The sequence below is a fragment of the Streptomyces sp. NPDC037083 genome (genome assembly GCF_055606485.1).
Genome location: NZ_JBVJSQ010000007.1, coordinates 433191 through 456973, shown reverse-complemented (window position 1 = coordinate 456973; position 23783 = coordinate 433191). Strand labels below are relative to the sequence as shown.

At 70.7% G+C, this 23783-nt stretch carries 22 protein-coding genes and 1 riboswitch; of the genes, 17 read left to right on the top strand and 5 right to left on the bottom strand.

Annotated elements, in window-relative coordinates; genetic code table 11:
• The 3 genes from ACZ7DE_RS21805 to ACZ7DE_RS21795 all read left to right on the top strand — a co-directional run.
• Positions 1-770: cytochrome c oxidase subunit I (locus ACZ7DE_RS21805; protein ID WP_470763600.1), on the top strand; the 770-nt coding region annotated here is incomplete at its 5' end.
• A complete protein-coding gene (locus ACZ7DE_RS21800; RefSeq protein ID WP_470763598.1) occupies positions 767-1165 on the top strand; it encodes a cytochrome c oxidase subunit 4 in 399 nt (132 codons plus the stop codon). The genes ACZ7DE_RS21805 and ACZ7DE_RS21800, both read left to right, overlap by 4 nt.
• Before the next feature lie 131 nt (positions 1166-1296).
• On the top strand, positions 1297-2550 hold the full coding sequence (locus tag ACZ7DE_RS21795; protein WP_470763596.1) for a L,D-transpeptidase: 1254 nt from the start codon (positions 1297-1299) through the stop codon (positions 2548-2550).
• A 117-nt stretch (positions 2551-2667) separates the two neighbouring features.
• Here the strand turns inward: ACZ7DE_RS21795 and ACZ7DE_RS21790 are convergent, their stop codons facing one another.
• Positions 2668-3072 carry a response regulator gene (locus tag ACZ7DE_RS21790; RefSeq protein WP_470763594.1) on the bottom strand — a complete coding sequence of 135 codons (405 nt, stop codon included), beginning with the start codon at positions 3070-3072 and terminating at the stop codon, positions 2668-2670.
• A 178-nt stretch (positions 3073-3250) separates the two neighbouring features.
• Between ACZ7DE_RS21790 and ctaE the strand changes: the two genes are divergently transcribed.
• The 6 genes from ctaE to ACZ7DE_RS21760 all read left to right on the top strand — a co-directional run bounded on the left by ctaE (position 3251) and on the right by ACZ7DE_RS21760 (position 10369).
• Positions 3251-3871 carry an aa3-type cytochrome oxidase subunit III gene (gene ctaE / locus ACZ7DE_RS21785; protein ID WP_470763592.1) on the top strand — a complete coding sequence of 207 codons (621 nt, stop codon included), beginning with the start codon at positions 3251-3253 and terminating at the stop codon, positions 3869-3871.
• A gap of 65 nt (positions 3872-3936) precedes the next feature.
• On the top strand, positions 3937-4749 hold the full coding sequence (gene qcrC, locus ACZ7DE_RS21780) for a cytochrome bc1 complex diheme cytochrome c subunit (protein WP_470763590.1): 813 nt from the start codon (positions 3937-3939) through the stop codon (positions 4747-4749).
• Positions 4746-5804, top strand: coding sequence for a cytochrome bc1 complex Rieske iron-sulfur subunit (gene qcrA / locus ACZ7DE_RS21775; RefSeq protein WP_470763588.1), 1059 nt, complete (start codon positions 4746-4748; stop codon positions 5802-5804). The genes qcrC and qcrA overlap by 4 nt, the downstream gene beginning before the upstream one ends.
• Positions 5801-7447, top strand: coding sequence for a cytochrome bc1 complex cytochrome b subunit (gene qcrB, locus ACZ7DE_RS21770; protein ID WP_470763586.1), 1647 nt, complete (start codon positions 5801-5803; stop codon positions 7445-7447). The genes qcrA and qcrB overlap by 4 nt, the downstream gene beginning before the upstream one ends.
• Positions 7448-7581: 134 nt before the next feature.
• A complete protein-coding gene (gene trpD, locus ACZ7DE_RS21765) occupies positions 7582-8646 on the top strand; it encodes an anthranilate phosphoribosyltransferase (protein ID WP_470763585.1) in 1065 nt (354 codons plus the stop codon).
• 75 nt (positions 8647-8721) lie between these two features.
• A riboswitch (SAM riboswitch) is annotated at positions 8722-8838 on the top strand.
• A 166-nt stretch (positions 8839-9004) separates the two neighbouring features.
• Positions 9005-10369, top strand: coding sequence for an aminotransferase class V-fold PLP-dependent enzyme (locus tag ACZ7DE_RS21760; protein WP_470763584.1), 1365 nt, complete (start codon positions 9005-9007; stop codon positions 10367-10369).
• Between the two features lie 202 nt (positions 10370-10571).
• Here the strand turns inward: ACZ7DE_RS21760 and ACZ7DE_RS21755 are convergent, their stop codons facing one another.
• Positions 10572-10853 carry an Lrp/AsnC family transcriptional regulator gene (locus tag ACZ7DE_RS21755; RefSeq protein ID WP_057579946.1) on the bottom strand — a complete coding sequence of 94 codons (282 nt, stop codon included), beginning with the start codon at positions 10851-10853 and terminating at the stop codon, positions 10572-10574.
• On the bottom strand, positions 10850-11584 hold the full coding sequence (locus ACZ7DE_RS21750) for a rhomboid family intramembrane serine protease (protein WP_470763583.1): 735 nt from the start codon (positions 11582-11584) through the stop codon (positions 10850-10852). Before ACZ7DE_RS21750 ends, ACZ7DE_RS21755 begins: the two co-directional genes overlap by 4 nt.
• 184 nt (positions 11585-11768) lie before the next feature.
• On the opposite strand from ACZ7DE_RS21750, the gene ACZ7DE_RS21745 reads away from it, so the two are divergent.
• The 6 genes from ACZ7DE_RS21745 to ACZ7DE_RS21720 all read left to right on the top strand — a co-directional run bounded on the left by ACZ7DE_RS21745 (position 11769) and on the right by ACZ7DE_RS21720 (position 17498).
• The gene (locus ACZ7DE_RS21745) at positions 11769-12008 is read left to right on the top strand and encodes a hypothetical protein (RefSeq protein WP_055541554.1); all 240 of its coding nucleotides are present in this window, start codon (positions 11769-11771) and stop codon (positions 12006-12008) included.
• Between the two features lie 66 nt (positions 12009-12074).
• Positions 12075-13418, top strand: a complete 1344-nt coding sequence (locus tag ACZ7DE_RS21740) for an NYN domain-containing protein (RefSeq protein WP_470763582.1) — start codon at positions 12075-12077, stop codon at positions 13416-13418.
• A 213-nt stretch (positions 13419-13631) separates the two neighbouring features.
• Positions 13632-14666, top strand: coding sequence for a C40 family peptidase (locus ACZ7DE_RS21735; RefSeq protein ID WP_470763580.1), 1035 nt, complete (start codon positions 13632-13634; stop codon positions 14664-14666).
• Positions 14667-14900: 234 nt separating this feature from the next.
• Positions 14901-15923: a C40 family peptidase gene (locus ACZ7DE_RS21730; protein ID WP_470763578.1), complete on the top strand. Its 1023-nt coding sequence runs from the start codon at positions 14901-14903 to the stop codon at positions 15921-15923.
• Positions 15924-15963: 40 nt separating this feature from the next.
• Positions 15964-17166: a hypothetical protein gene (locus ACZ7DE_RS21725; protein WP_470763576.1), complete on the top strand. Its 1203-nt coding sequence runs from the start codon at positions 15964-15966 to the stop codon at positions 17164-17166.
• Between the two features lie 131 nt (positions 17167-17297).
• Positions 17298-17498, top strand: a complete 201-nt coding sequence (locus ACZ7DE_RS21720) for a hypothetical protein (RefSeq protein ID WP_470763574.1) — start codon at positions 17298-17300, stop codon at positions 17496-17498.
• Here ACZ7DE_RS21720 and ACZ7DE_RS21715 read toward each other — a convergent pair.
• Positions 17459-18694, bottom strand: coding sequence for a glycosyltransferase 87 family protein (locus ACZ7DE_RS21715; RefSeq protein ID WP_470763573.1), 1236 nt, complete (start codon positions 18692-18694; stop codon positions 17459-17461). The genes ACZ7DE_RS21720 and ACZ7DE_RS21715 overlap by 40 nt on opposite strands.
• A gap of 122 nt (positions 18695-18816) precedes the next feature.
• On the opposite strand from ACZ7DE_RS21715, the gene ACZ7DE_RS21710 reads away from it, so the two are divergent.
• A complete protein-coding gene (locus ACZ7DE_RS21710) occupies positions 18817-19959 on the top strand; it encodes a glycosyltransferase family 4 protein (protein ID WP_470763572.1) in 1143 nt (380 codons plus the stop codon).
• Between the two features lie 53 nt (positions 19960-20012).
• Positions 20013-21650 carry a GMC oxidoreductase gene (locus tag ACZ7DE_RS21705; protein WP_470763570.1) on the top strand — a complete coding sequence of 546 codons (1638 nt, stop codon included), beginning with the start codon at positions 20013-20015 and terminating at the stop codon, positions 21648-21650.
• Between the two features lie 28 nt (positions 21651-21678).
• Here the strand turns inward: ACZ7DE_RS21705 and ACZ7DE_RS21700 are convergent, their stop codons facing one another.
• Positions 21679-23475, bottom strand: a complete 1797-nt coding sequence (locus ACZ7DE_RS21700) for an AMP-dependent synthetase/ligase (RefSeq protein WP_470763568.1) — start codon at positions 23473-23475, stop codon at positions 21679-21681.
• Positions 23476-23783: the final 308 nt, after the last annotated feature.

Genomic DNA, 23783 nt, shown 5'->3' with positions numbered 1-23783 from the left:
GCGGAGTGCTGCTGCCGTTCTTCTCCTTCATGACGTTCCTCATCGCCGTACCCACCGGCGTGAAGTTCTTCAACTGGATCGGAACGATGTGGAAGGGCTCGCTGTCCTTCGAGACGCCGATGCTGTGGGCGACGGGCTTCCTGATCACCTTCACCTTCGGCGGACTGACCGGCGTCATCCTGGCCTCGCCGCCGATGGACTTCCACGTGTCGGACTCGTACTTCGTGGTGGCGCACTTCCACTACGTGGTGTTCGGCACGGTCGTCTTCGCGATGTTCTCCGGCTTCCACTTCTGGTGGCCGAAGATGACCGGCAAGATGCTCGACGAGCGCCTCGGCAAGATCACCTTCTGGACGCTGTTCATCGGTTTCCACGGCACCTTCCTGGTCCAGCACTGGCTGGGCGCCGAGGGCATGCCGCGTCGGTACGCCGACTACCTGGCCGCCGACGGGTTCACCGCCCTGAACACGATCTCGACGATCAGCTCGTTCGTCCTCGGTCTGTCCGTCCTTCCGTTCTTCTACAACGTGTGGAAGACCGCCAAGTACGGCAAGCCGGTCGGCGTCGACGACCCGTGGGGCTACGGCCGCTCCCTGGAGTGGGCCACCTCCTGCCCGCCGCCGCGCCACAACTTCCTCACCCTGCCGCGGATCCGCAGTGAATCCCCGGCGTTCGACCTGCACCACCCGGAGATCGCGGCGCTCGAGCAGCTGGAGCACAGCGGCCACGGCGCCAGCGCCATCGCGGGCAGCAAGGAGGCCGGCAAGTGAAGATCCAGGGCAAGATGTTCGTCTGGCTGAGCGTCTTCGTCCTCGCCATGGCGGTCGTCTATGGCGTGTGGTCGAAGGAGCCGGCCGGTACCACGGCGCTCTTCCTGGCCTTCGGCCTGTGCATCATGATCGGCTTCTACCTGGGCTTCACTGCCCGGCGGGTCGACGCGGGCGCGCAGGACGACAAGGAGGCGGACGTCGCGGACGACGCCGGCGAGGTGGGCTTCTTCAGCCCGCACAGCTGGCAGCCGCTGTCGCTCGCCATCGGCGGCGCCCTGGCCTTCCTCGGTGTCGCGGTCGGCTGGTGGCTGCTCTACTTCTCCGTCCCGATGATCATGATCGGTCTGTGGGGCTGGGTCTTCGAGTACTACCGCGGTGAGAACCGCACCCAGTAACACGCGTGGCATGCCGCGAGAGCCCGGACACTCCGTCAGGAGGGTCCGGGCTCACGCTTTTGCCGTAGTCGGAGTCCTCCGTCCGTGTCACTCAGCGCGCCGCGGCCGACCCGGCTCCCTAGCGTGAAGCCATGAGCCACCAACCCCGCACCCGCACCGTCGTCGGCTGCACCCTGCTGGTGATCGCCCTGGTCGCGGTCGCCGGCGCCTGCGGCTCGGACGGCGACCCGCTCTCCGCGCGCCCCTACGACGCGACGGACCAGATCTCCTTCAACGGCCCCGACGGCGACGGCGAGAAGGCCGACCCGGACAAGCCGCTCGAGGTCACCGCGGAGGACGACGACCGCATCACGGACGTCACCGCCGTGGACGGCACAGGCCGCTACCTCGCGGGCGAACTCTCCGCCGACGGCAGCCGCTGGCACAGCACCGAGCCGCTGGCCGCAGGCGCCCACTACACGGTCCGCGTGAGCACCGAGGACGACGACGGCGCACCCGGCCGCCGGGTCCTCGCCTTCGACACCGGCAAACCCACCACCAGGAAGCGGCTGGCGGTCGAGTTCGGCCCCGACGCCGGCGAGTACGGCGTCGGCCAGCCCGTCACCGCCAAGCTGGACCAGCCCGTCAAGGACCCCGCCCAGCGGGCCGTCGTCGAACGGGGTCTCAAGGTCACCTCCACGCCCTTCGCGCAGGGCGGCTGGCACTGGGTGGACGACAAGGAACTCCACTACCGGCCCAAGGAGTACTGGCCCGCCCACGCCACGGTCCGCGTCCGCAGCAATCTGGACGGCATCAAGATCAGCGACCGGCTGTGGGGCGGCCCCACCAAGGACCTCAAGCTGACGATCGGCGACCGGGTCGTCGCCGTGACGGACGCCTCGTCGCACTCCATGACGGTCTTCAAGAACAACGAGGAGATCAAGCAGATCCCCGTCACCACCGGCAAGCCCGGCTTCGACACCCGCAACGGCGTCAAGGTCGTCCTGGGCAAGGAGTACTTCGTACGGATGCGCGGCACCACCGTGGGCATCGCGGAGGGCTCCTCGGAGAACTACGACCTGCCCGTCTACTACGCCACCCGCGTCACCTGGAGCGGCGAGTACGTGCACGCCGCCCCCTGGTCCGTGGGCTCCCAGGGCTCCGAGAACGTCAGCCACGGCTGCACCGGCATGAGCACGTCCAACGCCGAGTGGTTCTTCGACAACGTCCGTCAGGGCGACGTCGTCCAGGTCGTCAACAGCAACGGCCACACGATGGAGACCTTCGGCAACGGCTTCGGCGACTGGAACCTGGACTGGGCGAAATGGACCAAGGGCAGCGCACTGACCGGCGGCAAGCGCGAGACGAACCAGGACACGGCACGACTCAGCCCGGCGGCCGTGTAGACGCCGTCAGCCCTCGGGGGCGCGGGGCCGTGACCTGTGCGGCCGCGCCGCGTGGGCGCGACAGGCCACGGTGGACCCATGGGGCCGCCGTACCGCCGCGCCCTTGTTCCGCGGGCGTCACGCGCTCTGCTGAAGCCTCTTGGTCCGCATCAGGGAGGCCAGCGCCGCCGCGAACTCCACGGGCTCCACGGGCAGCGTCACGGCCGCGTCCGCCCGGCTCCAGGTGGCCAGCCACGCGTCCTGCGGCCGCCCGATGAGCAGCAGCACCGGCGGGCACTGGAACACCTCGTCCTTGAGCTGACGGCACAGCCCCATGCCTCCCATGGGCACGGCCTCCCCGTCGAGGACGACGACGTCGATGCCGCCCTTGTCGAGCTCCCGCAGCACCGCCGCAGGCGTCGCGCACTCCAGGAACTCCACCACAGGGACGTCCGGTGCGGGCCTGCGGCCGGTCGCGAGCCGTACCTGCTCCCGCGTGTTGGAGTCGTCGCTGTAGACCAGCACCGTGGCGGTCGCCTGCATGCTTCCTCCGTGACATCAGTGTCGTACGGACAGAACCGATGCCGCGGATGCTACTCCCTCGCCCACCTCGTCAACACCGCCTGGAACACGACTTCGATGGGCCATACGGGCACTCCACGGCGTGCGAACACTCCGAACGGCACCCCCCGGAGTGAGGGCGGGATAAGGGACCGACATAATGTCGGTCGTGGCGACAGCAACGACAGTAGAAACCGGGCACGCGCACCCGTCGGTCAATCGGCCGAACCTCACCAGCGTCGGAACCATCATCTGGCTGAGTTCCGAGCTGATGTTCTTCGCGGCCCTCTTCGCGATGTACTTCACCCTGCGATCGGTGACGGGTCCTGATCACTGGAAGGAAATGGCCGAGGCCCTGAACTTCCCGTTCTCGGCCACCAACACCACGATCCTGGTGCTCTCCTCCCTCACCTGTCAGCTCGGCGTGTTCGCCGCCGAGCGCGGTGACGTGAAGAAGCTGCGGATGTGGTTCATCGTCACCTTCATCATGGGTGCGATCTTCATCGGCGGTCAGATCTACGAGTACACGGAGCTGGTGAAGAAGGACGGGCTCTCGCTCTCCTCCGACCCGTACGGCTCGGTGTTCTACCTGACCACCGGCTTCCACGGCATGCACGTGACGGGCGGCCTCATCGCCTTCCTGTTCGTCCTCGGCCGCACGTACGCGGCCAAGAGGTTCACCCACGAGCAGGCGACCGCGGCCATCGTCGTGTCCTACTACTGGCACTTCGTCGATGTCGTCTGGATCGGCCTCTTCGCCACGATCTACATGATCAAGTAGCCGGGCACGCTCGCTCCCGCACATCCCAAGCATCGACGCAGAAGATCCTGACACCGGGGTAATCCGTGAAAAAGCTCTCCGCACGACGACGCCATCCGCTGGCGGCGCTCGTCGTCCTACTCCTCGCGCTGGCGGCTACTGGGGGGCTGTACGCCGCGTTCGCGCCCGCGAGCAAGGCGCAGGCAGACGACAGCGCCCAGTCCCTCACCATCGACGAGGGCAAGAAGCTCTACGCCGTCGGCTGCGCCAGCTGCCACGGCACCGGCGGTCAGGGCACCTCCGACGGTCCGAGCCTGGTCGGCGTGGGCGCCGCGGCCGTCGACTTCCAGGTCGGCACCGGCCGCATGCCGGCGGCGACCTCCCAGGGCCCGCAGGTGGTGAAGAAGAAGAACATCTACACGCAGGCCGAGATCGACCAGCTCGCCGCGTACATCTCCTCCCTGGGCTCCGGCCCGTCCGTCCCGACCGAGGCCGAGTACGGCCCGGAGGGCGCGGACATCGCCAAGGGCGGCGACCTGTTCCGCACCAACTGCGCGCAGTGCCACAACTTCACCGGCAAGGGCGGCGCCCTGACCAAGGGCAAGTTCGCTCCGACCCTCGAGGACGTGGACCCGAAGCACATCTACGAGGCCATGCAGACCGGCCCGCAGAACATGCCTTCCTTCCCCGACACCACCCTGTCGGAGCAGAACAAGAAGGACATCATCGCGTACCTGCACGCGGTCAACAGCGACGAGACGAACAACCCCGGTGGTCTGGAACTGGGCGGCCTCGGGCCGGTCAGTGAGGGCCTGTTCGCCTGGATCTTCGGTCTCGGCGCCCTGATCGCGGTCGCCGTCTGGGTCGCCGCTCGGACCGCAAAGGCCAAGAAGTCATGAGTAGCCAAGACATTCCTGAAGAGAACCTGCCCGCTGAGCAGGGCCACGCGCACGGCGCGGTAGGCGTCGCGGACGAGAAGAACCCGTTCGCGGACCCCGGTCTGCCGCCGCACGAGCACCGCGTCCAGGACATCGACGAGCGGGCCGCCAAGCGGTCCGAGCGTGCGGTCGCCTTCCTGTTCACGCTGTCGATGCTGGCCACGGTCGGCTTCATCGTCTCGTACGTGGCGATCCCCGCCGACAAGTCGATCTTCGTGTTCCCGATCGGCCACCTCAGCGCGCTGAACTTCGCGCTGGGTCTGACGCTGGGCACGGCGCTGTTCACCATCGGCGCCGGCGCGGTCCACTGGGCCCGCACCCTGATGTCGGACGTGGAGGTCGCCGACGAGCGGCACCCGATCGCCGCGAGCCCCGAGGTCCGTGCGAAGGTCCACGCGGACTTCAAGCAGGGCGCCAAGGAGTCCGCGATCGGCCGCCGCAAGCTGATCCGCAACACGATGCTCGGCGCGGTCGCCCTGGTGCCGCTCTCCGGCATCATGCTGCTGCGCGACCTCGGCCCGCTGCCCGAGGACAAGCTGCGGCACACGCTGTGGGCCAAGGGCAAGCTGCTCGTCAACATGAACACGAACGAGCCGCTGCGTCCCTCGGACGTCGCCGTCGGCTCGCTCACCTTCGCCAAGCCCGAAGGCCTGGAGGAGCACGACGAGGACTTCCAGAACGAGATCGCCAAGGCGGCCCTGATGATCGTCCGGCTGCAGCCGGACAACATCAAGGACAAGCGCGAGCTCGAGTGGTCGCACGAGGGCATCGTGGCGTACTCGAAGATCTGCACCCACGTCGGTTGCCCGATCTCCCTGTACGAGCAGCAGACGCACCACGTGCTGTGCCCCTGCCACCAGTCCACCTTCGACCTCTCCGACGGTGCCCGAGTGATCTTCGGTCCCGCCGGTCACGCCCTGCCGCAGCTGCGCATCGGTGTGAACGACGAGGGCTACCTCGAGGCGCTCGGCGACTTCGAAGAGCCCGTCGGTCCTGCTTTCTGGGAGCGCGGATGAGCACGACAGAGAACCACGGAAGCAACACGGCCCGCGAACGCGGGAAGGCTCCGGCCGGCGAGCGCATCGCCGACTGGGCCGACGGCCGGCTGGGGATCTACTCCCTCGCCAAGGCCAACATGCGCAAGATCTTCCCCGACCACTGGTCGTTCATGTTGGGCGAAGTGTGCCTGTACAGCTTCATCATCATCATCCTGACGGGTGTGTATCTGACGCTGTTCTTCCACCCGTCGATGAACGAGGTGGAGTACCACGGCAGCTACGTCCCGCTCCAGGGACAGCTGATGTCCGAGGCGTTCAGCTCGACCCTGCACATCTCCTTCGACGTGCGCGGCGGTCTGCTCATCCGGCAGATCCACCACTGGGCGGCGCTGATCTTCCTCGCCGGCATGTTCGTGCACATGATGCGCGTGTTCTTCACGGGCGCGTTCCGCAAGCCGCGTGAGGTCAACTGGCTGTTCGGCTTCCTGCTGTTCGTCCTGGGCATGTTCACCGGCTTCACCGGTTACTCGCTCCCGGACGACCTTCTCTCCGGCACCGGTGTGCGCTTCACGCAGGGCGCGATCCTGTCGATGCCGATCGTCGGCACGTACATCTCGATGTTCCTGTTCGGCGGCGAGTTCCCCGGCCACGACTTCGTGGCGCGGTTCTACTCGATCCACATCCTGCTGCTGCCGGGCATCATGCTGGGCCTGGTGGTGGGCCACCTGATCCTGGTCTTCTACCACAAGCACACGCAGTTCGCGGGCCCCGGCAAGAGCAACAAGAACGTCGTGGGCATGCCGCTGCTGCCGGTGTACATGGCCAAGGCCGGAGGCTTCTTCTTCCTGGTCTTCGGCGTGATCGCGGCCATCGCGGCCGTCGCGCAGATCAACCCGATCTGGGCCATGGGCCCCTACCGTCCGGACCAGGTGTCGACCGGCGCCCAGCCCGACTGGTACATGGGCTTCGCCGAGGGTCTGATCCGCTTCATGCCGGGCTGGGAGATCAACCTCTGGGGCCACACGCTGGTCCTGGGCGTGTTCATCCCGCTGGTCCTGTTCGGCGTGGTCCTCGCGGCGCTGGCGCTCTACCCCTTCATCGAGGCGTGGATCACCGGCGACAAGCGCGAGCACCACATCCTGGACCGCCCGCGCAACGCGCCGACCCGTACGGCGCTCGGCGTCGCCTGGGTCACGATGTACATGATCACGCTGGTCGGCGGCGGCAACGACCTGTGGGCCACGCACTTCCACCTGTCGATCAACTCGATCACCTGGTTCGTCCGGATCTTCTTCTTCGTCGGACCGGTCATCGCGTACATCGCCACCAAGCGGATCTGCCTCGGTCTGCAGCGTCGCGACAAGGACAAGGTGCTGCACGGTCGCGAGACCGGCACCATCAAGCGCCTGCCGCACGGTGAGTTCATCGAGATCCACGAGCCGCTCAGCCAGGAGCAGCTGCACACGCTCACCGCGCACGAGCAGTACGAGCCGGCCGCGATCGGCGCCACCGTCGACGAGAACGGCGTCGAGCGCAAGGTCACCGGCAAGGAGAAGCTCCGCGCGAAGATCAGCGGAGCGTACTTCGGCGAGGACCAGCAGATTCCGAAGCCCACCGTCGAGGAGTACAAGGAGATCACGAGCGGCCACGGCCACCACTGATCGCTGAGGCGTCGCCACGCCGCACAAAGGGCCCCGTCCGGTCTTCGGACGGGGCCCTTTGCCGTGCCCGTGGCTGGATAGGGTGGGGGTTCACCCTGTTCCCACGACGGACGACGACACACGCAGGAGCGGCTATGAGCGCTGTGACCCCCGCTGGAGGCGACACCGCGGCGGGCCGTTCCTGGCCCGAGGTGCTGAACGGCCTGCTCTACGGCCAGGACCAGGGCGCCGACGCCACGTTCTGGGCGCTGGACCGGATCATGCGCGGTGAGGCGACCGACGCGCAGATCGCCGGCTTCGTGGTGGCGCTGCGGGCCAAGGGCGAGACCGTCGAGGAGATCAACGGGCTCGTCCGGGCGATGTACGAGCACGCCAACCTGATCGAGGTGCCGGGGCGGACCGTCGACATCGTCGGCACCGGCGGCGACGGCGCGAAGACGGTCAACATCTCCACGATGTCGGCGATCGTCGTCGCGGGCGCGGGCGCCACGGTCGTCAAGCACGGCAACCGGGCCGCGTCCTCCGCGTCCGGCGCCTCGGACGTGCTGGAAAAGCTCGGCGTCAATCTGGAACTGACCCCGCGCCGGGTGGCCGAGGTGGCGCAGGAGGCCGGGATCACCTTCTGCTTCGCGATCAAGTTCCATCCGGCGCTGCGTCATGTGGGCGCGGCGCGCGGCCAGTTGGGCATCCGCACGGTGTTCAACGTGCTCGGCCCGCTGACGAACCCGGCCAAGGTGCGGGCCCAGGCGGTCGGGGTCGCCGACCCCCGCATGGCGCCGGTCGTCGCGGGCGTCTTCGCCGAGCGCGGCAACTCGTCCCTGGTCTTCCGGGGCGACGACGGCCTCGACGAGCTGACCACCACGGCGACCTCCCACGTGTGGGTCGTGCGCGACGGCAAGGTCGCCGAGGAGACCTTCGACCCGCGTGACGTCGGCCTGGACCTGGTCCCGGTGGAGGCCCTGCGCGGCGGCGACCCGTCGTACAACGCGGAGGTCGCCCGCCGCCTGCTGGAGGGCGAGACGGGCCCGGTCCGTGACGCCGTCCTGCTGAACTCGGCGGCCGCGCTCGTGGCGCTCGACCCGGGCGCCGGGACGCTGGCCGAGCAGCTGCGGGCCGGCATGGCCCGGGCCGCCGAGTCGATCGACTCCGGCGCGGCCAAGCGGGCCCTGGAGCGCTGGGTGGCGGCCAGCAACGCCTGACGCCGGCATGACGCGGTCCCGCCATCCGGACACGGGTTGCGGGACCGTGATCACCTCGCGTACGTTTCTGTATCAGGTCATGAGTGACAGTCATGAGGCCCCGGCCGACTGTCCGGCAACCCTCCGTCCGTGGCGGGGTGCCCCGGGTGAAGACCAGGTCGTGGACAGCAAGGTCCACGGCAAGCGCGGACCCCTCGCGAAACCAGGGGTCCTGGGTCGTTCGAGGGAGTCTCCCGTGAGCAAGCGAATGCGCTAGGGCGTAGAGCCCCGCCTCCGCATCCCCCTTTCACCTTCCTCCGTGCCGGAGCCATGTCCGCCCGCACGGCGGTTCCGCCCTGCCTTTCACGGGAGTTCCCCCATGTCCGTCTCCACCGTTGCCGCCGGCCGTACCCTTTGTGCCCCTCTGCCTGTTCTGGGCAGTGATGTCACCGTCCCGCTCGTGACGGGCGGCGAGGTCGCCTACGCGGCCCTCGACTACGCGGCCAGCGCCCCCGCCCTGCAGCGCGTCTGGGACGACGTGGCGGCCTACGCCCCGTACTACGGCAGCGTCCACCGCGGCGCCGGGTACCTCTCGCAGCTCTCCACCGACCTCTTCGAGAACGCCCGCAGGACGGTCGCCGAGTTCCTGGACTGCCGGGCCGACGACCAGCTGATCTTCACCCGCTCGACCACGGACTCCCTCAACCTGCTGGCCAGGGCCCTCCCCGCCGGCTGCCAGGTCTTCGTCTTCGAGACCGAGCACCACGCCTCGCTGCTGCCCTGGCAGAACGCCCGGGTCAGCTACCTCGACGCCCCGCGCACCCCGCGCCAGGCCGTCGAGACGCTCGAGCGGGCCCTCGCCGAGCGCGACCCCCACGGCCCGGCCCTGGTCTGCGTGACCGGCGCCTCGAACGTCACGGGCGAGCTGTGGCCGGTGCGCGAGCTGGCGGCCGCCGCCCACGCGCACGGCGCCCGGATCGTCCTGGACGCGGCACAGCTGGCCCCGCACCACGCGGTCTCCGTGCAGGAGCTCGACGTCGACTGGGTCGCCTTCTCGGGCCACAAGCTGTACGCGCCCTTCGGCTCCGGCGTCCTGGCCGGCCGCGCCGACTGGCTGGCCGAGGCCGCCCCGTACCTCGCGGGCGGCGGCGCCAGCCGCAGGGTCACCCGGCGCGAGGACGGGGGAGTGGACGTGGAGTGGCACGAGAGCGCCGCCCGCCACGAGGCCGGTTCCCCGAACGTGATCGGCGCCTACTCCATCGCCTCGGCCTGCAGGGCGCTGACGGAGGCGGGCTTCGAGAACCTGGTCGCCCGGGAGGAGCACCTGATCGCCGAGGTGCGGGCGGGCCTGGCCGACGTTCCGCAGGTCAGGATCCTGTCCCTGTTCGGCGACGACGCCCCCCGGGTGGGCGTGCTCTCGTTCGTCGTCGAGGGCTGGAACAGCTCCCACTTCGCCGCCGCCCTGTCCGCCGAGTACGGCATCGGCGTCCGCGACGGCCTGTTCTGCGCCCACCCGCTGGTCCGCACCCTCCTGGGCGGCGACCCGCACACCCAGGGCGAGTGCGGCGCTCCGGAGGCGGCCCCGGGGGAGAAGTCCCTCAACGCCATCCGGGTGAGCTTCGGCGCGGGCACGCCCGACGAGCACGTCGAGCGCTTCGTCGCGGCGGTCCGTGAGCTGGTGGCCGAGGGGGCCAAGTGGCAGTACCGCACCGAGGACGGCCGCTGCGTCCCCGCCGTGGGCTGACCTCCGCGGCCGGAGCCCCCGAAGGCGCGGGGAACCGGACGACCGGCCGGCCGCGGCGCGCGCACGCGGGCCGCGGCCGCGCGGAGGCGGAGGCGGGATCGTGCGGCCGGGGCCGACGGGATCGCGCGGGCGCGGGCCGGGGTACCGCGGAGGCGGGGCGGGGCGGTTCTACGAGTCCAGTCCCTCTACGAGTCCAGTACCTCTACGAGTCCAGGCCGATGGCGAACGCGGCTTCCAGGTCGTGCTGCGAGTACGTGCGGAACGCCACGTGGGTGTCCGTCCCCTCGACGCCCGGGATCTTGCTGATGCTGCCGGGGATGACCTCCGCGAGGTCTTCGTGCTGCTTCACCCGCACCATCGCGATGAGGTCGTAGGTCCCCGTCACGGAGAAGACCTCGCTCACGGACTCCAGCGAAGCGATCCGCTCCGCGATCTCGGGGATCCGGTCCACGCTGGTCTTGATGAGGACGATCGCGGTGATCACGGCTGGTTCTCTCCCTCGGGGGCCGGAGCTGGGGCGGGCTTCACTCTACGCGTCCGCCCGAACCGGGCCCATGCGTAGCCGAACCCCAGGCCGAAGCCCACCAGGTGGGCCAGATACGCCACCCCCGGCCCCTGGGAGGCCCGCCCCGCGGCCACCCACTGCAGGGCGGCCCAGAACGGCAGTACGACCCAGGCCGGGAAGCGCAGCGGCAGGAAGAACACAAACGGCAGGAGACTGGTGACCCGCGCGCGGGGAAACAGATACAGAAAGGCGCCGAGGACCGCGGAGATCGCCCCGGAGGCGCCGACCAGGGACTGCGACGACCCGGCGTTGGCGGCGGCGTAGCCCAGCAGGGCCAGGTAGCCGCAGCCGGTGTAGAAGAACGTGAACTCGGCGCGGCCCATCCGGTGCTCGGTCATCGCCCCGAAGACGTAGAGGAAGAGCATGTTGCCCAGCAGATGCACCCAGCTGCCGTGGACGAAGAGGGCGGTCGCCGGGGTCAGCGCGGCCCGGGGAGCGCCCTCGAAGAGCTCCACGGGCACCACGCCCCAGTCCCGGAAGTAGGCGCGCTGCGCCGCGGGCAGGTCGTCGCCCGAGCCGTACGCCGCGTTGAGGCCGGAGGCGGGGCCGATCACGAAGATCAGGCAGCACAGGGCGATCAAGCCGCGGGTCACCGGCGCCGAGGGGTTCCGGAGCGTCCTGCCGACCGGCCCGTTCCAGTTGCTGATCATGGGTACAGAGCATGACGTAACCGGACGCACTAGCCCAGAGCGCCTCGCCGCCCGACGGCCCCCGTGGACGGACGGGCGGCGAGTACCCGCCAGGCCGTAGGGTTACGAGCCACACGCACGGGGGAGCCTCCGGCCCGACCCCGGCACCGGAAAGCACGACACTAGAAGGAAGCGGAAAGTCACGATGACGGTTCCCCTGCCGACCGCCACGACGCGGTGGCGCTGCACGCTCTGCGGCAACCTCACGCGGTTCGACGTGACGCGCTCGTCGAAGGTCGTCGAGTACGTGCACCTCGACCTCGCCGGTGAGCCGAAGGTCGAGGAGCGCGAGGTGGTCAGTGAGACCATCGAGTCGGTGCGGTGCCGTTGGTGCAATGCCGTGGACCAGGTGGAACTCGTGGACCGGCCGGGCGCCGGTTCCTGACGACGGGGGTCCCCCCGCCCGAGCGACGAGGGTGGGGAGGCCTCGCACAGTATTGGGGTGTGACGGATGGTGGAGAGCGCAGGCGGGGGGCCGGGCGACGGCGCCGCCGAGATGCTCGACCGTCCGCTGCCGGACGGCGTGCGGCGCAGGGTCGTCACGATCGTCTCCGACGGCTTCGGCGGACTGACCGTCGGCGAGCTGCCCGTCCAGTTGCGGCAGTACGCGCGCTTCGCCCCCAACCGGCGGGCCAAGTTCGCCGGCAACGCGATGGCGGCCGCGCTGGAGACCGATCCGCTGTTCAGGCAACGCATCGCCGAGAAGTTCAGAGAGGTCCAGCCGGAACTCTCCGGCGCTCTCGACTCCGGCTCGCCGACCCCGGCCGCGGACCCGCTCGACGTGGCGGCCGCGGCCTACGTACTGCGGCCCGTCGGCTGGGTGAAGCTGGTCACCGCGGCCGGCGAGGAGGCCCAGCGGGCGGACGCCGAGCGCGCCGGCGAGGAGAGCCGGGCCGAACTGGAGCGGCTGCGCGAGGAGCTCGAACGGGCCCGGGAGCAGACCCGGACGGACACCGAGCGGCTGCGCGCCGAACTGGACGCGGCGAAGAAGGAGACCGAGTCGCTGCACCGCAAGCTGCGTTCGGCCCTCAGCGACGTCAAACGGGGCGAGGCCGCGCTGCGCAAGGCGCAGGGCGAGATGGAGACCGTTCGCGCGGAGGGGCAGGCGCAGGTGTCGGCCGCCGAGAGCGAGACCCGGCGGCTCAAGGCGCGGCTCGGGGAGGCGGAGGCCGCGCTGGAGGCCACCCGGCGGGCGGCGCGCGAGGGCCGCAGCGTCGAGGACATGCGGGTGCGGCTGCTGCTGGACACCGTGCTCGACGCGGCCCAGGGGCTGCGGCGGGAGCTGGCGCTGCCGCCGGTGTCGGTGCGGCCGGCGGAGACCGTCGACGCGGTCGAACCCGGGCGGATGTCCCCCAAGGACATCGCCGCCCGTGCCCTGTCGGAGCACGATCCGGCCATTCTCGACCAGTTGCTCGCGCTGCCGCAGGCGCATCTCGTCGTCGACGGCTACAACGTCACCAAGACGGGCTATCCGCAGATGCCGTTGGAGAAGCAGCGGCTGCGGCTGCTGGGGCAGCTCTCACAGCTCGCCGCGCAGACCGGCGCCGAGGTCACCTGTGTCTTCGACGGGGCGGAACTGGCCGCCCCGGTGCTGCTCGCGCCGCCGCGCGGGGTGCGGGTGCTGTTCTCCAAGCCGGGCGTCACGGCCGACGAGCTGATCCGTCAGCTGGTGCGGGCGGAGCCGTCCGGCCGGCCGGTCATCGTCGCCTCGACCGACCGTGAGGTGGCCGACGGGGTGGCGAAGGTAGGCGCCCGACCGGTGGCTTCCGCGGTACTTCTGAAGCGCCTGTCCTGAAGGTCGAAGTTCGCAGGTTTAATGACCGAATTGACTGAATCGTCACGCAACGTAGTGTCAATCCCGCATCACAGCATGTGAGTTGCGTGAAAAAACTGCGTTGCGTGATGAGGTTTTTTCTCCTGAGGATTTGAACTGATCACGGCGGGGTCACTAAGGTCTGGTGCTCGAACCTCCACACGGGTGATCACTCAAAAGAAGGAGCCCGTCTCCGTGGCGTCCCATCGTCGACCGAAGCAGCCGAGTCGCACGCGCGTGACCGTGCTGACCACCGCAGCAGCCGCTGCCGTGGCCCTGAGCTCCCAGGCCGCCAACGCGGCGCCCGCCGAGAAGCTCACCAAGGACGAGGTCAAGACCAAGGTCGACAAGCTCTACGAAGAGGCGGAGCAGGCCACCGAGAAGTACAACGGGGCCCAGGAGAAGCAGGAGAAGCTCCAGAAGGAGATCTCCACCATCCAGGACAACGTGGCCCGGGGGCAGTCGGAGCTCAACGAGCTGCGCGACTCCATCGGGCTGGCGGCCGCGGCCCAGTACCGCACCGGCTCCATCGACTCCTCCCTGCAGCTGCTCCTGTCGTCGAACCCGGACGACTTCCTGGACAAGGCGTCCACCGCGGACCAGCTCAGCGCCCAGCAGGTCGAGGCGCTGAAGAAGATCCAGGAGAAGCAGCGCGAGCTCGCCCAGGAGCGCAGCGAGGCCTCCACCAAGCTGACGGACCTCGCCTCCACCCGCACCGAACTGGGCAAGAAGAAGAAGGAAGTCCAGGCCAAGCTCGCCGAGGCGCAGCGGCTCCTCAACACGCTGACGGCCAAGGAGAAGGCCGCCCTCGCCGCCGCCGACTCCCGCGCCAGCCGCGACGCCGGCGACCGGGTCGACCTCGGGGACGCTCCGGCCGGCTCCGGCCGGGCCATGGCCGCCTTCCAGGCCGCCCAGAGCCAGATCGGCAAGCCCTACGTCTACGGCGCCACCGGCACCGCCTCGTACGACTGCTCGGGTCTGACCTCCTGGGCCTACGCCCAGGCCGGCGTCTCCATCCCGCGCACCTCGCAGGCCCAGGCCAACGCCGGCACCCGCATCTACTCGCAGAGCGCCCTCAAGGTCGGCGACCTGGTCATCTTCTACGGCGACCTGCACCACGTCGGTTTCTACGCGGGCAACGGCCAGGTGCTGCACGCCCCGCGCTCCGGCACCGTCGTGCGCTACGAGTCGATCAACAACATGCCGTTCCAGTTCGGCGTCCGGATCTGATCCCGGTCGTGATCCCCGCCGGGATCATGCCCCGGCCGACTTCAAGATCAGGACACCACGCCGCCCGAACGGGCGAATCGTGACGACGAGAAGTGACCCCACGCCCCGCCGGTGACCTGCGTCAGCGGCGGGGCGTCACTGTGCGTGCCCGCCGAGGTCTTTGGCCGACCCCCTGCCACGGGGCTACTGTCTGCCGCGTTTCCCTGTCCACCGGTGGAAGGAGCGCGGCTTCCCGTGGGGTCCCATCGCCGCCTTGCACAGTCCGGGTTCGACCGGGGCGCCTACAGCGCCCTGAGCGTGCTGTCCGTCGCGGCCGCCGCACTCGGCGCGGTGTCCGCCGTGCCGGCCACGGCCGCACCGCACGACGACACCCGCGCCGAGGTGGACCGTCTCTACGAGGAGGCCGAGAAGGCCACCGAGGCCTTCAACAAGGCCGACGAACGCGCCGACGCCCTGCGCGAGCAGGTCGGCGAGGCCCAGGACCACATCGCCCGCCAGCAGGAGCGCATCAACGGCCTGCGCGAGCAGCTCGGTTCGCTGGCCGGCGCCCAGTACCGCTCCGGGGGCCTCGACCCCTCCCTGGCGCTGCTGTTCTCCGACGACCCGGAGGAGTATCTCGCCAAGGCGTCCGTCCTGGACCGGATCACCGCCCACCAGGCCGGTGAACTGAGGGAGCTGCAGGGCGCCATGCGCGAGCTCGCCCAGGAGCGCTCCGAGGCCGCCCACAAGCTCGCCGAGCTGGAGAAGAGCCGCAAGGCGGTGGTCGGCCACAAGCGGACCGTGGAACAGAAACTCGCCAGGGCGCGGCAGTTGCTCAACCTGCTGCCGTCCGCGGACCGCGCCGCCTACGACCGCGCCTCCCGTTCCGGCCGCGAGGACATGCCCGGCTTCTCCGGCGCCGTCCCGGCCTCCGGTCGTGCGGGCGCCGCCCTGGCCGCCGTCCGTTCCGCGCTCGGCAAGCCGTACGTCTGGGGCGCCAACGGGCCCTCCGGCTTCGACTGTTCGGGCCTCGTGCAGTGGTCGTACGCGCAGGCCGGGGTCTCGCTGCCGCGCACCTCGCAGGCCCAGGCGCACGCCGGCCGGCGGGTGCCGCTCTCCCAGGCGCAGCCCGGCGACATCGTCACCTACCGCTCCGACGCCAGCCATGTCGGCATGTACGTCGGCAACGGCCAGGTCATCCACGCCCCCTATCCGGGTGCGCCCGTGCGCTACGACCCGGTCGGGATGATGCCGGTCTCGTCCGTCACCAGGCCCTGACCCTCGGCCCGTCCGGCACCGCGGCCGTACGATCGGGAGGATGACTGGTCGAAGGCGGGTGCGCGGATCCCGGGTGGTCGGGTCCTGGCTGCCGATCGTCACGCTGCTCGTCTCCCTGGTCGCCTGCGGCGGCCGCCCGGGCACCGACGGCGCGAGGGCCGAGGTGCAGCGGGTCCTCGACCGGCGGGCCGCCGCGGTCCTCGACCACGACCCGGGCGCCTACGCGGCCACCGGACACGCGGCCGGATACGCGGCCGTGCGGTCCGTTCCGCTGGCGGCCTGGTCGTACCGGGTGACGGCACTCCGTCGCAGCGGGGACACCGCCACCGCGGACGCCGAGCTGAGCTACCGGGTCGACGGCTACGACCGGGCCCCGGTGGTCGTGGACCGCACCCTGGCCCTGGCGCTGGACGCGGCGGGACGATGGTCGGTGACCTCGGAGCGGCCCGCGAGACGGACCGGCCAGCAGCTGTGGGACCAGGGCACGGTGAGCGTGGTGCGGGGCGCGCACAGCCTGGTGCTGGGGGTGGGGCAGTCCGGCGAACAGCTGCGGTCCTTCGCGGAGCTGGCCGACGACGCCGTCCCGGCGGTGTCGGCGGCCTGGGGCACCGACTGGGCGGGGCACGTCGTCGTCCTGGTGCCGAAGTCGCTGGAGGGCATGGCGGGGCTGCTCGGCTCGCCCGCCTCCTCCTACCGGGGGATCGCCGCGGTCACCACGGGTGAGACGGGCGGCAGGGCCAGGGCGCCCGCGGACCGGGTGATCGTCAATCCCGACGCGTACGCCATGCTCGGCCGGGTGGGCCGGCAGGTGGTCCTCACCCACGAGACGACGCATGTCGCCACCCGCGCCCACACCAACGCCGCCACCCCGCTGTGGCTGTCCGAGGGGTACGCCGACTGGGTCGGCTACCGCGGCACCGGCCGCACCCCGCGGGAGGTGGCCCCCGAACTTCAGCACGCCGTGGGCAGCGGCACCGTCCCGGCGGCGCTGCCCGCCGACGGCGACTTCGGCTTCTCCGGCGACGCGGACCGGCTGGCCAAGGCGTACGAGGGCGGCTGGCTGGCCTGCCGGATGGTCGCCGAGCGCTGGGGCGAGGTGAAGCTGGACGCGTTCTACCGGGCCGTGGGGGAGCACGCGGAGCGGCCGGGGGCGGTGGAGGGCGCGTCCCAGAGCGTGCTGGGCGTCTCCCTCGCGGAGTTCACGCGCGACTGGCAGGACTATCTGAAGGCTCAGTTCGGCTGAGCCGGCCGGGTCAGCTCCTCGATCGCCTCACACAGCCACGCCCGCTCCGCCCGGCCCGTCGCCCGCGCGACCCGCGGCATGCCCTGCCGGGGGCCCTGGGCGGGGTCTTCGAGGGCAGCGGGGGAGCGCCCGTGCCGCTGCGGGTGTCCTTGCTCGGCACGGCCGTCCAGCTGCCGCCGGCGTACGGGCTGCCGGGGCTCGGGCTGCCGGGGGTCTGCCGGGCGACGGCGCTCTCCACGGGCGTGCGGTGCACGGTGGTGGGGGCGGTGCTGCGGCGGTCCTGGCATGAGCCTCAGGGGGAGGCGGCGGGCTCGTCGGTGCGGACGGCGTGACCGAGGAGGGGGACGCGATCGCGGCCCGCCGCCGTCGAGCGCCAGAGGCGTACGGCCGCGGTGAGCGCGGCGGCCACCAGCAGGCCGTTGCGCAGGAACACGAGGGCGACGCCGAGGGCGGTGCTCGCGACGACGTCCGCGAAGAAGACGGGGAACTCCAGGCCCGTCACCCCCGCCGCGGCCAGGACCAGGACGGCGGGTGGCGTCATGCACCCGGCCCGGAAGCACAGGCAGACCGCCGCGAGGCCGATCAGCCACACCAGGTACTGCGGGCTGATCACCCGGCTGGTGACGGTGAACAGCAGAACCGCCGTGAAGGCGGCCTCCGCGAGCGTGTGCGGCGCGAGGCGTCGCGCGGTGAGCCGCCACAGCAGCAGCCAGCCGAACGCCAGCACGGTGAGCCCCAGGGCCACCTCGTCCACGACGCCCACGTACGGGCCGGCGAACTCCAGGGAGCCGTAGCGGAAGAGCACCTCGCCCCGCCAGCCGAACTGCCGGGCCATGTGCAGGGCGAGGGCGCCCACCGACTCCACCTCGGTGCCCCGGTCGCGCTGGAAGGCCAGAAAGGCGAAGGCGCCGGGCATGGTCAGGGCGAACAGGGCGCACAGGGCGAGGACCGTCACCGCCGCCGCACCCCACGCCCGACGGCGCACCGCGCCCGCCAGCAGCAGTACCGGCCACGCCTTCAGCAGCGCCGCCAGGCCCGTCAACGCCCCCATCACCCGGGGGCGGCGGACGCCGGCGACCAGGGCGGCGACCGCGACCGCCGTCACCATCACGTCGTAGCGGGCGTAGACGGTGGGGCCCAGCAGCGGGACGCCCGCCGCCCACGTCCAGGCGCCGCGCAGCGACCGGCCGGGGCGCAGGCCCGTGTCCAGCAGCAGCACGAGGACGGCCAGGTCGGCGAGGAGGGCCAGGACGAAGAAGGCCGACGCGTAGCCGAGGAAGGGCAGCAGGCCGGGGGAGAGGACCGCGAGGGCGGCGCCGGGCGGATACTGCCAGGTGACGTCGGCCGCCGGGAAGACGCCGGTGCGCAGCACCTCGTACCAGCCCCGGTAGATGACGGACACGTCGCCGGTGACGTCCGGACCGGGGAAGGGCAACACCCCGAGGACGAGGAGCAACAGCGCCGGCCGGGTCACGCCCCACGTCGTGAGCAGACGGGTCGGGGGCCGCCTCGCGTCCGTGATCTCCACCTGTGGCCGTCCGTTCCTGTCCGCCCGCTCGTCCGGGTGCGCGTCGCGCACATGATCCCCCGCCGGGCTGTCGGGCGCCGCCGGGCGCGGCGGTGAAAAGCGTTTGGATAGGGTCGGCTGCGATGCACAAGACCCTCATCGTCACGAACGACTTCCCGCCCCGTCCGGGCGGCATCCAGGCGTTCCTGCACAACATGGCGCTCCGGCTCGACCCCGACCGCCTGGTCGTCTACGCGTCCACCTGGAAGCGCTCCCGCGAGGGCGTCGAGGCGACCGCCGCCTTCGACGCCGAGCAGCCCTTCACCGTCGTGCGGGACTCCACGACGATGCTGCTGCCGACGCCCGGGGCGACCCGGCGGGCGGCCGGGCTGCTGCGGGAGCACGGGTGCACGTCGGTGTGGTTCGGGGCGGCCGCGCCGCTCGGGCTGATGGCGCCCGCGCTGCGCAGGGCGGGCGCCGAGCGGCTGGTGGCCACCACCCACGGGCACGAGGCCGGGTGGGCCCAGCTGCCCGCCGCCCGGCAGCTGCTCGGCCGGATCGGTGAGAGCACGGACACGATCACGTACCTCGGCGAGTACACCCGCTCGCGGATCGCGACCGCGCTGAGCGCCGGGGCCGCCGGGCGGATGGTGCAGTTGCCGCCGGGCGTCGACGAGAAGACCTTCCACCCGGGCTCGGGCGGCGACGAGGTGCGCGCGCGGCTCGGGCTGACCGACCGGCCGGTCGTCGTGTGCGTCTCGCGGCTGGTCCCGCGCAAGGGCCAGGACACGCTGATCCTGGCCATGCCGCGGATCCTGGCCGCCGAGCCGGACGCCGTGCTGCTCGTCGTCGGGGGCGGGCCGTACGAGAAGGACCTGCGCAGGCTCGCGCACGAGAGCGGGGTCGCCGGCTCCGTGCGCTTCACCGGGTCCGTGCCCTGGTCGGAGCTGCCCGCGCACTACGGCGCCGGGGACGTCTTCGCGATGCCGTGCCGCACGCGGCGGGGCGGTCTCGACGTCGAGGGGCTCGGGATCGTCTACCTGGAGGCGTCGGCGACCGGGCTGCCCGTCGTCGCAGGGGACTCCGGGGGTGCGCCCGACGCCGTGCTCGACGGCGAGACGGGCTGGGTCGTGCCGGGCGGCTCGCCGGCCGCGACCGCCGAACGGATCGTCGCCCTCCTCGGGGACGCCGAGCTGCGCCGCCGGATGGGGGAGCGGGGGCGCCAGTGGGTCGAGGAGAGGTGGCGCTGGGATCTGCTGGCGGAGCGGCTGAGAAGCTTGCTCTAGACTTTTCTCCCTTTGCCCTAGGCGGAGGGAGAAAATCCGCTGATGCTGCGCACATGACAGCCAAACTGATGCAGCGTCAGCTGACGAGACGTCAAATCCTTGGTATGGCCGCCCTCCAGACGGCGGCCACCCTCGGCTTCACCCGCATAGGTCTGCAGTCGGCACAGTCGGCCGAGCCCGCCGCGGTCGAATCCGCCCCCGCCGTCGTGGTCGGTTCCGGCTACGGCGCCGCCGTCGCCGCCCTGCGCCTGGGCCAGGCAGGCATCCGCACCCTGGTCCTGGAGATGGGCCGGCTGTGGAACACGGCCGGCTCCGACGGCAAGGTCTTCTGCAACACCGCCAGCCCCGACCAGCGGTCCATGTGGTTCCGCACCCGCACCGAGGCGCCACTGGCCACCTTCCTGTGGCTGGACGTCGTCAACAAGGACATCGGCCTCTACCCCGGCGTCCTGGACCGGGTGCACTTCGCGGACATGTCCGTCTTCGTGGGCCGCGGGGTCGGCGGCGGCTCCCTGGTCAACGGCTCCATGGCGGTCACCCCGCTCCCGTCCTACTTCGCCGAGCAGTTCCCCACCGTCGACGCGGCCGAGATGTACGCGACGTACTTCCCGCGCGCCCGCGCCATGCTCGGCGTCAACACCGTCGACCCCGCCTGGTTCGAGTCGACCGAGTGGTACAGGTTCACCCGCGTCTCCCGCAAGCACGCGGTGAACGCCGGGCTGAGGACCACCTTCGTGCCCAGCGTCTACGACTTCGGCTACATGCAGCGCGAGGCCGCGGGCACCGCCACCCGGTCCGCCCTCGGCCAGGAGGTCATCTACGGCAACAACCACGGCAAGAAGAGCCTCGACAAGACGTATCTCGCGGCGGCGCTCGGCACCGGGAACGTCACGATCCACACCATGGAGAAGGTGCGCGGCATCAGCCGGGCGAACGACGGGACGTACGTCCTGACCGCCGACCGCATCGACGACACGGGCCGGGTCGTCGAGACCAAGCAGTACGGCTGCACCTACCTGTTCCTGGGCGCCGGCAGCCTCGGGACCAGCGAGCTCCTCGTCCGGGCGCGGGAGACGGGCACGCTGCCCGCGCTGAACGCGAGCGTCGGGGCGGGCTGGGGGACCAACGGCAACGTGATGCTGGGGCGGGCCAACCACCTGTGGGACACGGTCGGCGCCAACCAGTCGACCATGCCGGTCATGGGCATCGACGACTGGGCGAACACGGCCAACCCGGTCTTCGCGGAGATCGCCCCGCTGCCCACGGGGCTGGAGCACTGGGTGAGCCTCTATCTGGCGATCACCAAGAACCCGCAGCGCGCCGCCTTCACGTACGACGCCGCCTCGGACGGGGTCAGGCTCGGCTGGAGCGCCGCCCAGAGCGCCGTCTCCGTGAGCATGGCGAAGAAACTGTTCGACCGCGTCAACGCGGCGAACGCCACCATCTACCGCTACGACCTCTTCGGCTCCGGCAACAAGGTCTTCGCCGACGACTTCACCTATCACCCGCTCGGCGGCTGCGTGCTGGGAAAGGCGACCGACGACTACGGCCGGGTGAAGGGGTATGCGAGGTTGTACGTCACCGACGGCTCGCTGGTGCCCGGCAACATCGGGGTGAACCCCTTCGTCACCATCACCGCGCTCGCCGAACGCACCATGGCGCGGGTCCTCGTGGAGGACACCGCGCCATGACGTCCGGTCAGCAGGCCCTGCGGGGCCGCTACTTGGCGTAGATCGCCTCGATCTCGCCCGCGTAGTCCTTCGCCACGACACTGCGCTTGAGCTTCAGCGACGGCGTGAGGTGGCCCGAGTCCTCCGTGAACTGGGAGGAGAGAATGCGGAACTTCCGCACCGATTCCGCCTTCGAGACCGCGGCGTTGCCGTCGTCGATCGCCGACTGGATGGCGGCCTGCAGGTCGGCGTCCTCGCGCAGCGACGCCGCGGTCGAACCCGCCGGCTTTCCGTGGTCGGAGACCCAACGCCCGAGGAACTCCTCGTCGATGGTGACCAGCGCGCCCACGAACGGCCGCCCGTCGCCCACCACCATGCACTCCGCGACCAGCGCGTGCGCGCGGATGCGGTCCTCGATCACGGCGGGAGCGACGTTCTTGCCGCCCGCGGTGACGATGATCTCCTTCTTGCGGCCGGTGATCCGCAGGTAGCCGTCCTCGTCGAGGGTGCCGATGTCACCGGTGTGGAACCAGCCGTCGGCCAGCGCCTCGGCCGTCGCGCCCGGGTTGTTCCAGTACCCCTGGAACAGGTGCTCGCCGTGCAGCAGCACCTCGCCGTCGTCCGCGATCCGCACCACCGAGCCGGGCAGCGGCTGACCGACCGTGCCGATCTTCTGCCGGTCCCACGGGTTGAAGGCGGTGGCCGCGCAGGACTCCGTCAGGCCGTAGCCCTCCAGGACGGTGAAGCCGATGCCGCGGAAGAAGTGCCCGAGACGCTCGCCCAGCGGCGCGCCGCCCGAGATCGCGTACTCGCCCCGGCCGCCGAGCACCGCGCGCAGCTTGCTGTAGACCAGCTTGTCGAACACCTTGTGCTTGATCTTCAGCGCGAGGGGCGGGCCCGCGGGCAGCTCCAGCGCCTTGCTGTAGGCGATCGCGGTGTCCGCCGCCTTGTCGAAGATGGCGCCCTTGCCGTCCGCCTGCGCCTTGGCGCGGGCCGAGTTGTAGACCTTCTCGAAGACCCGCGGCACGCCCAGGATCAGCGTCGGCCGGAAGGACGCCAGCTCGTCGGTGAGGTTCTTGATGTCCGGCACGGTGCCCAGCTTGATCGGCGCCATCATCGGGGCGATCTGCACCAGCCGCCCGAAGACGTGCGCGAGGGGCAGGAAGAGCAGGACGCTGCACTCGCCGGTGCGGAACAGCGGCCGCAGCCGCTCCACGACGTTGCCGCACTCGGCGAAGAAGCTGCGGTGGGTGAGCACACAGCCCTTGGGCCGGCCGGTCGTGCCGGAGGTGTAGACGATCGTCGCCGGGTCGTCGGCCCTGGCCTGCGAGCTGCGCTCCTCGACGACCTCGTCGGAGACGTCCCTGCCGAGCCGCCCGAGCTCCTCGACGCCCCCCGCCTCGATCTGCCAGACGTGCTTCAGCGCGGGCAGCGACTCGCGCACCGACTCGACGGCGGCCGCGTGAGCGTCGAGTTCGACGACGACGGCGGTCGCGCCCGAGTCGGAGAGGATCCACTGCACCTGCTCCGGCGAGCTGGTCTCGTACACCGGGACGGTGACCGCGCCCGCGCACCAGATCGCGAAGTCGAGCAGCGTCCACTCGTAGCGGGTGCGCGACATCAGGCCCACCCGGTCGCCGGGCTGGACGCCGGAGGCGATGAGGCCCTTGGCGGCGGCGTGCACCTCGGCGAGGAACTCCGTGGCCGTCACGTCCTGCCAGGCGCCGCCCACCTTGCGGGCGATGACGGCGACGTCGGGATGCTGCGCGGCGTTTCTGCGGACGATGTCGGTCAGATTGCCGTCCGCAGGGACCTCGTACAAAGCCGGAAGGCTGAACTCGCGCAAGACTGCTGCTCCTCATAGGGCGCCGGCGCCACGACGTTGTGTGATGCGACGGTGCGGTCCAAGGCTCGGGCTTGGGCTCATGGATCTCGGTGGACCTCGGTGGTTGAAATCCTGAGCACGACTGGACTGCCCGGACGTTACCCGCCGGTATGGCCTCTTCGACAGGGGGGTCCACGAGATGTTCGCTGCGTCACACAGATTGGTGTTTCCCGGGTGACAGTAGTCCACCACTTTACTGACTGGCCAGTAACCGCTATCCGGGCCGCCACTGTTCACGTATGCCGCACACGCCTACCCTTGATCGCCAT

Bases quoted from the DNA above. Each gene is read 5' to 3' on its own strand.
- ctaE (WP_470763592.1), top strand. From the start codon at position 3,251: ATGTCGGTCGTGGCGACAGCAACGACAGTAGAAACCGGGCACGCGCAC.
- qcrB (WP_470763586.1), top strand. From the start codon at position 5,801: ATGAGCACGACAGAGAACCACGGAAGCAACACGGCCCGCGAACGCGGG.
- ACZ7DE_RS21790 (WP_470763594.1), bottom strand. From the start codon at position 3,072: ATGCAGGCGACCGCCACGGTGCTGGTCTACAGCGACGACTCCAACACG.
- ACZ7DE_RS21710 (WP_470763572.1), top strand. From the start codon at position 18,817: ATGCACAAGACCCTCATCGTCACGAACGACTTCCCGCCCCGTCCGGGC.
- ACZ7DE_RS21725 (WP_470763576.1), top strand. From the start codon at position 15,964: ATGACTGGTCGAAGGCGGGTGCGCGGATCCCGGGTGGTCGGGTCCTGG.
- ACZ7DE_RS21760 (WP_470763584.1), top strand. From the start codon at position 9,005: ATGTCCGTCTCCACCGTTGCCGCCGGCCGTACCCTTTGTGCCCCTCTG.
- ACZ7DE_RS21705 (WP_470763570.1), top strand. From the start codon at position 20,013: ATGACAGCCAAACTGATGCAGCGTCAGCTGACGAGACGTCAAATCCTT.
- ACZ7DE_RS21740 (WP_470763582.1), top strand. From the start codon at position 12,075: ATGGTGGAGAGCGCAGGCGGGGGGCCGGGCGACGGCGCCGCCGAGATG.
- trpD (WP_470763585.1), top strand. From the start codon at position 7,582: ATGAGCGCTGTGACCCCCGCTGGAGGCGACACCGCGGCGGGCCGTTCC.
- qcrA (WP_470763588.1), top strand. From the start codon at position 4,746: ATGAGTAGCCAAGACATTCCTGAAGAGAACCTGCCCGCTGAGCAGGGC.
- ACZ7DE_RS21745 (WP_055541554.1), top strand. From the start codon at position 11,769: ATGACGGTTCCCCTGCCGACCGCCACGACGCGGTGGCGCTGCACGCTC.
- ACZ7DE_RS21750 (WP_470763583.1), bottom strand. From the start codon at position 11,584: ATGATCAGCAACTGGAACGGGCCGGTCGGCAGGACGCTCCGGAACCCC.
- ACZ7DE_RS21795 (WP_470763596.1), top strand. From the start codon at position 1,297: ATGAGCCACCAACCCCGCACCCGCACCGTCGTCGGCTGCACCCTGCTG.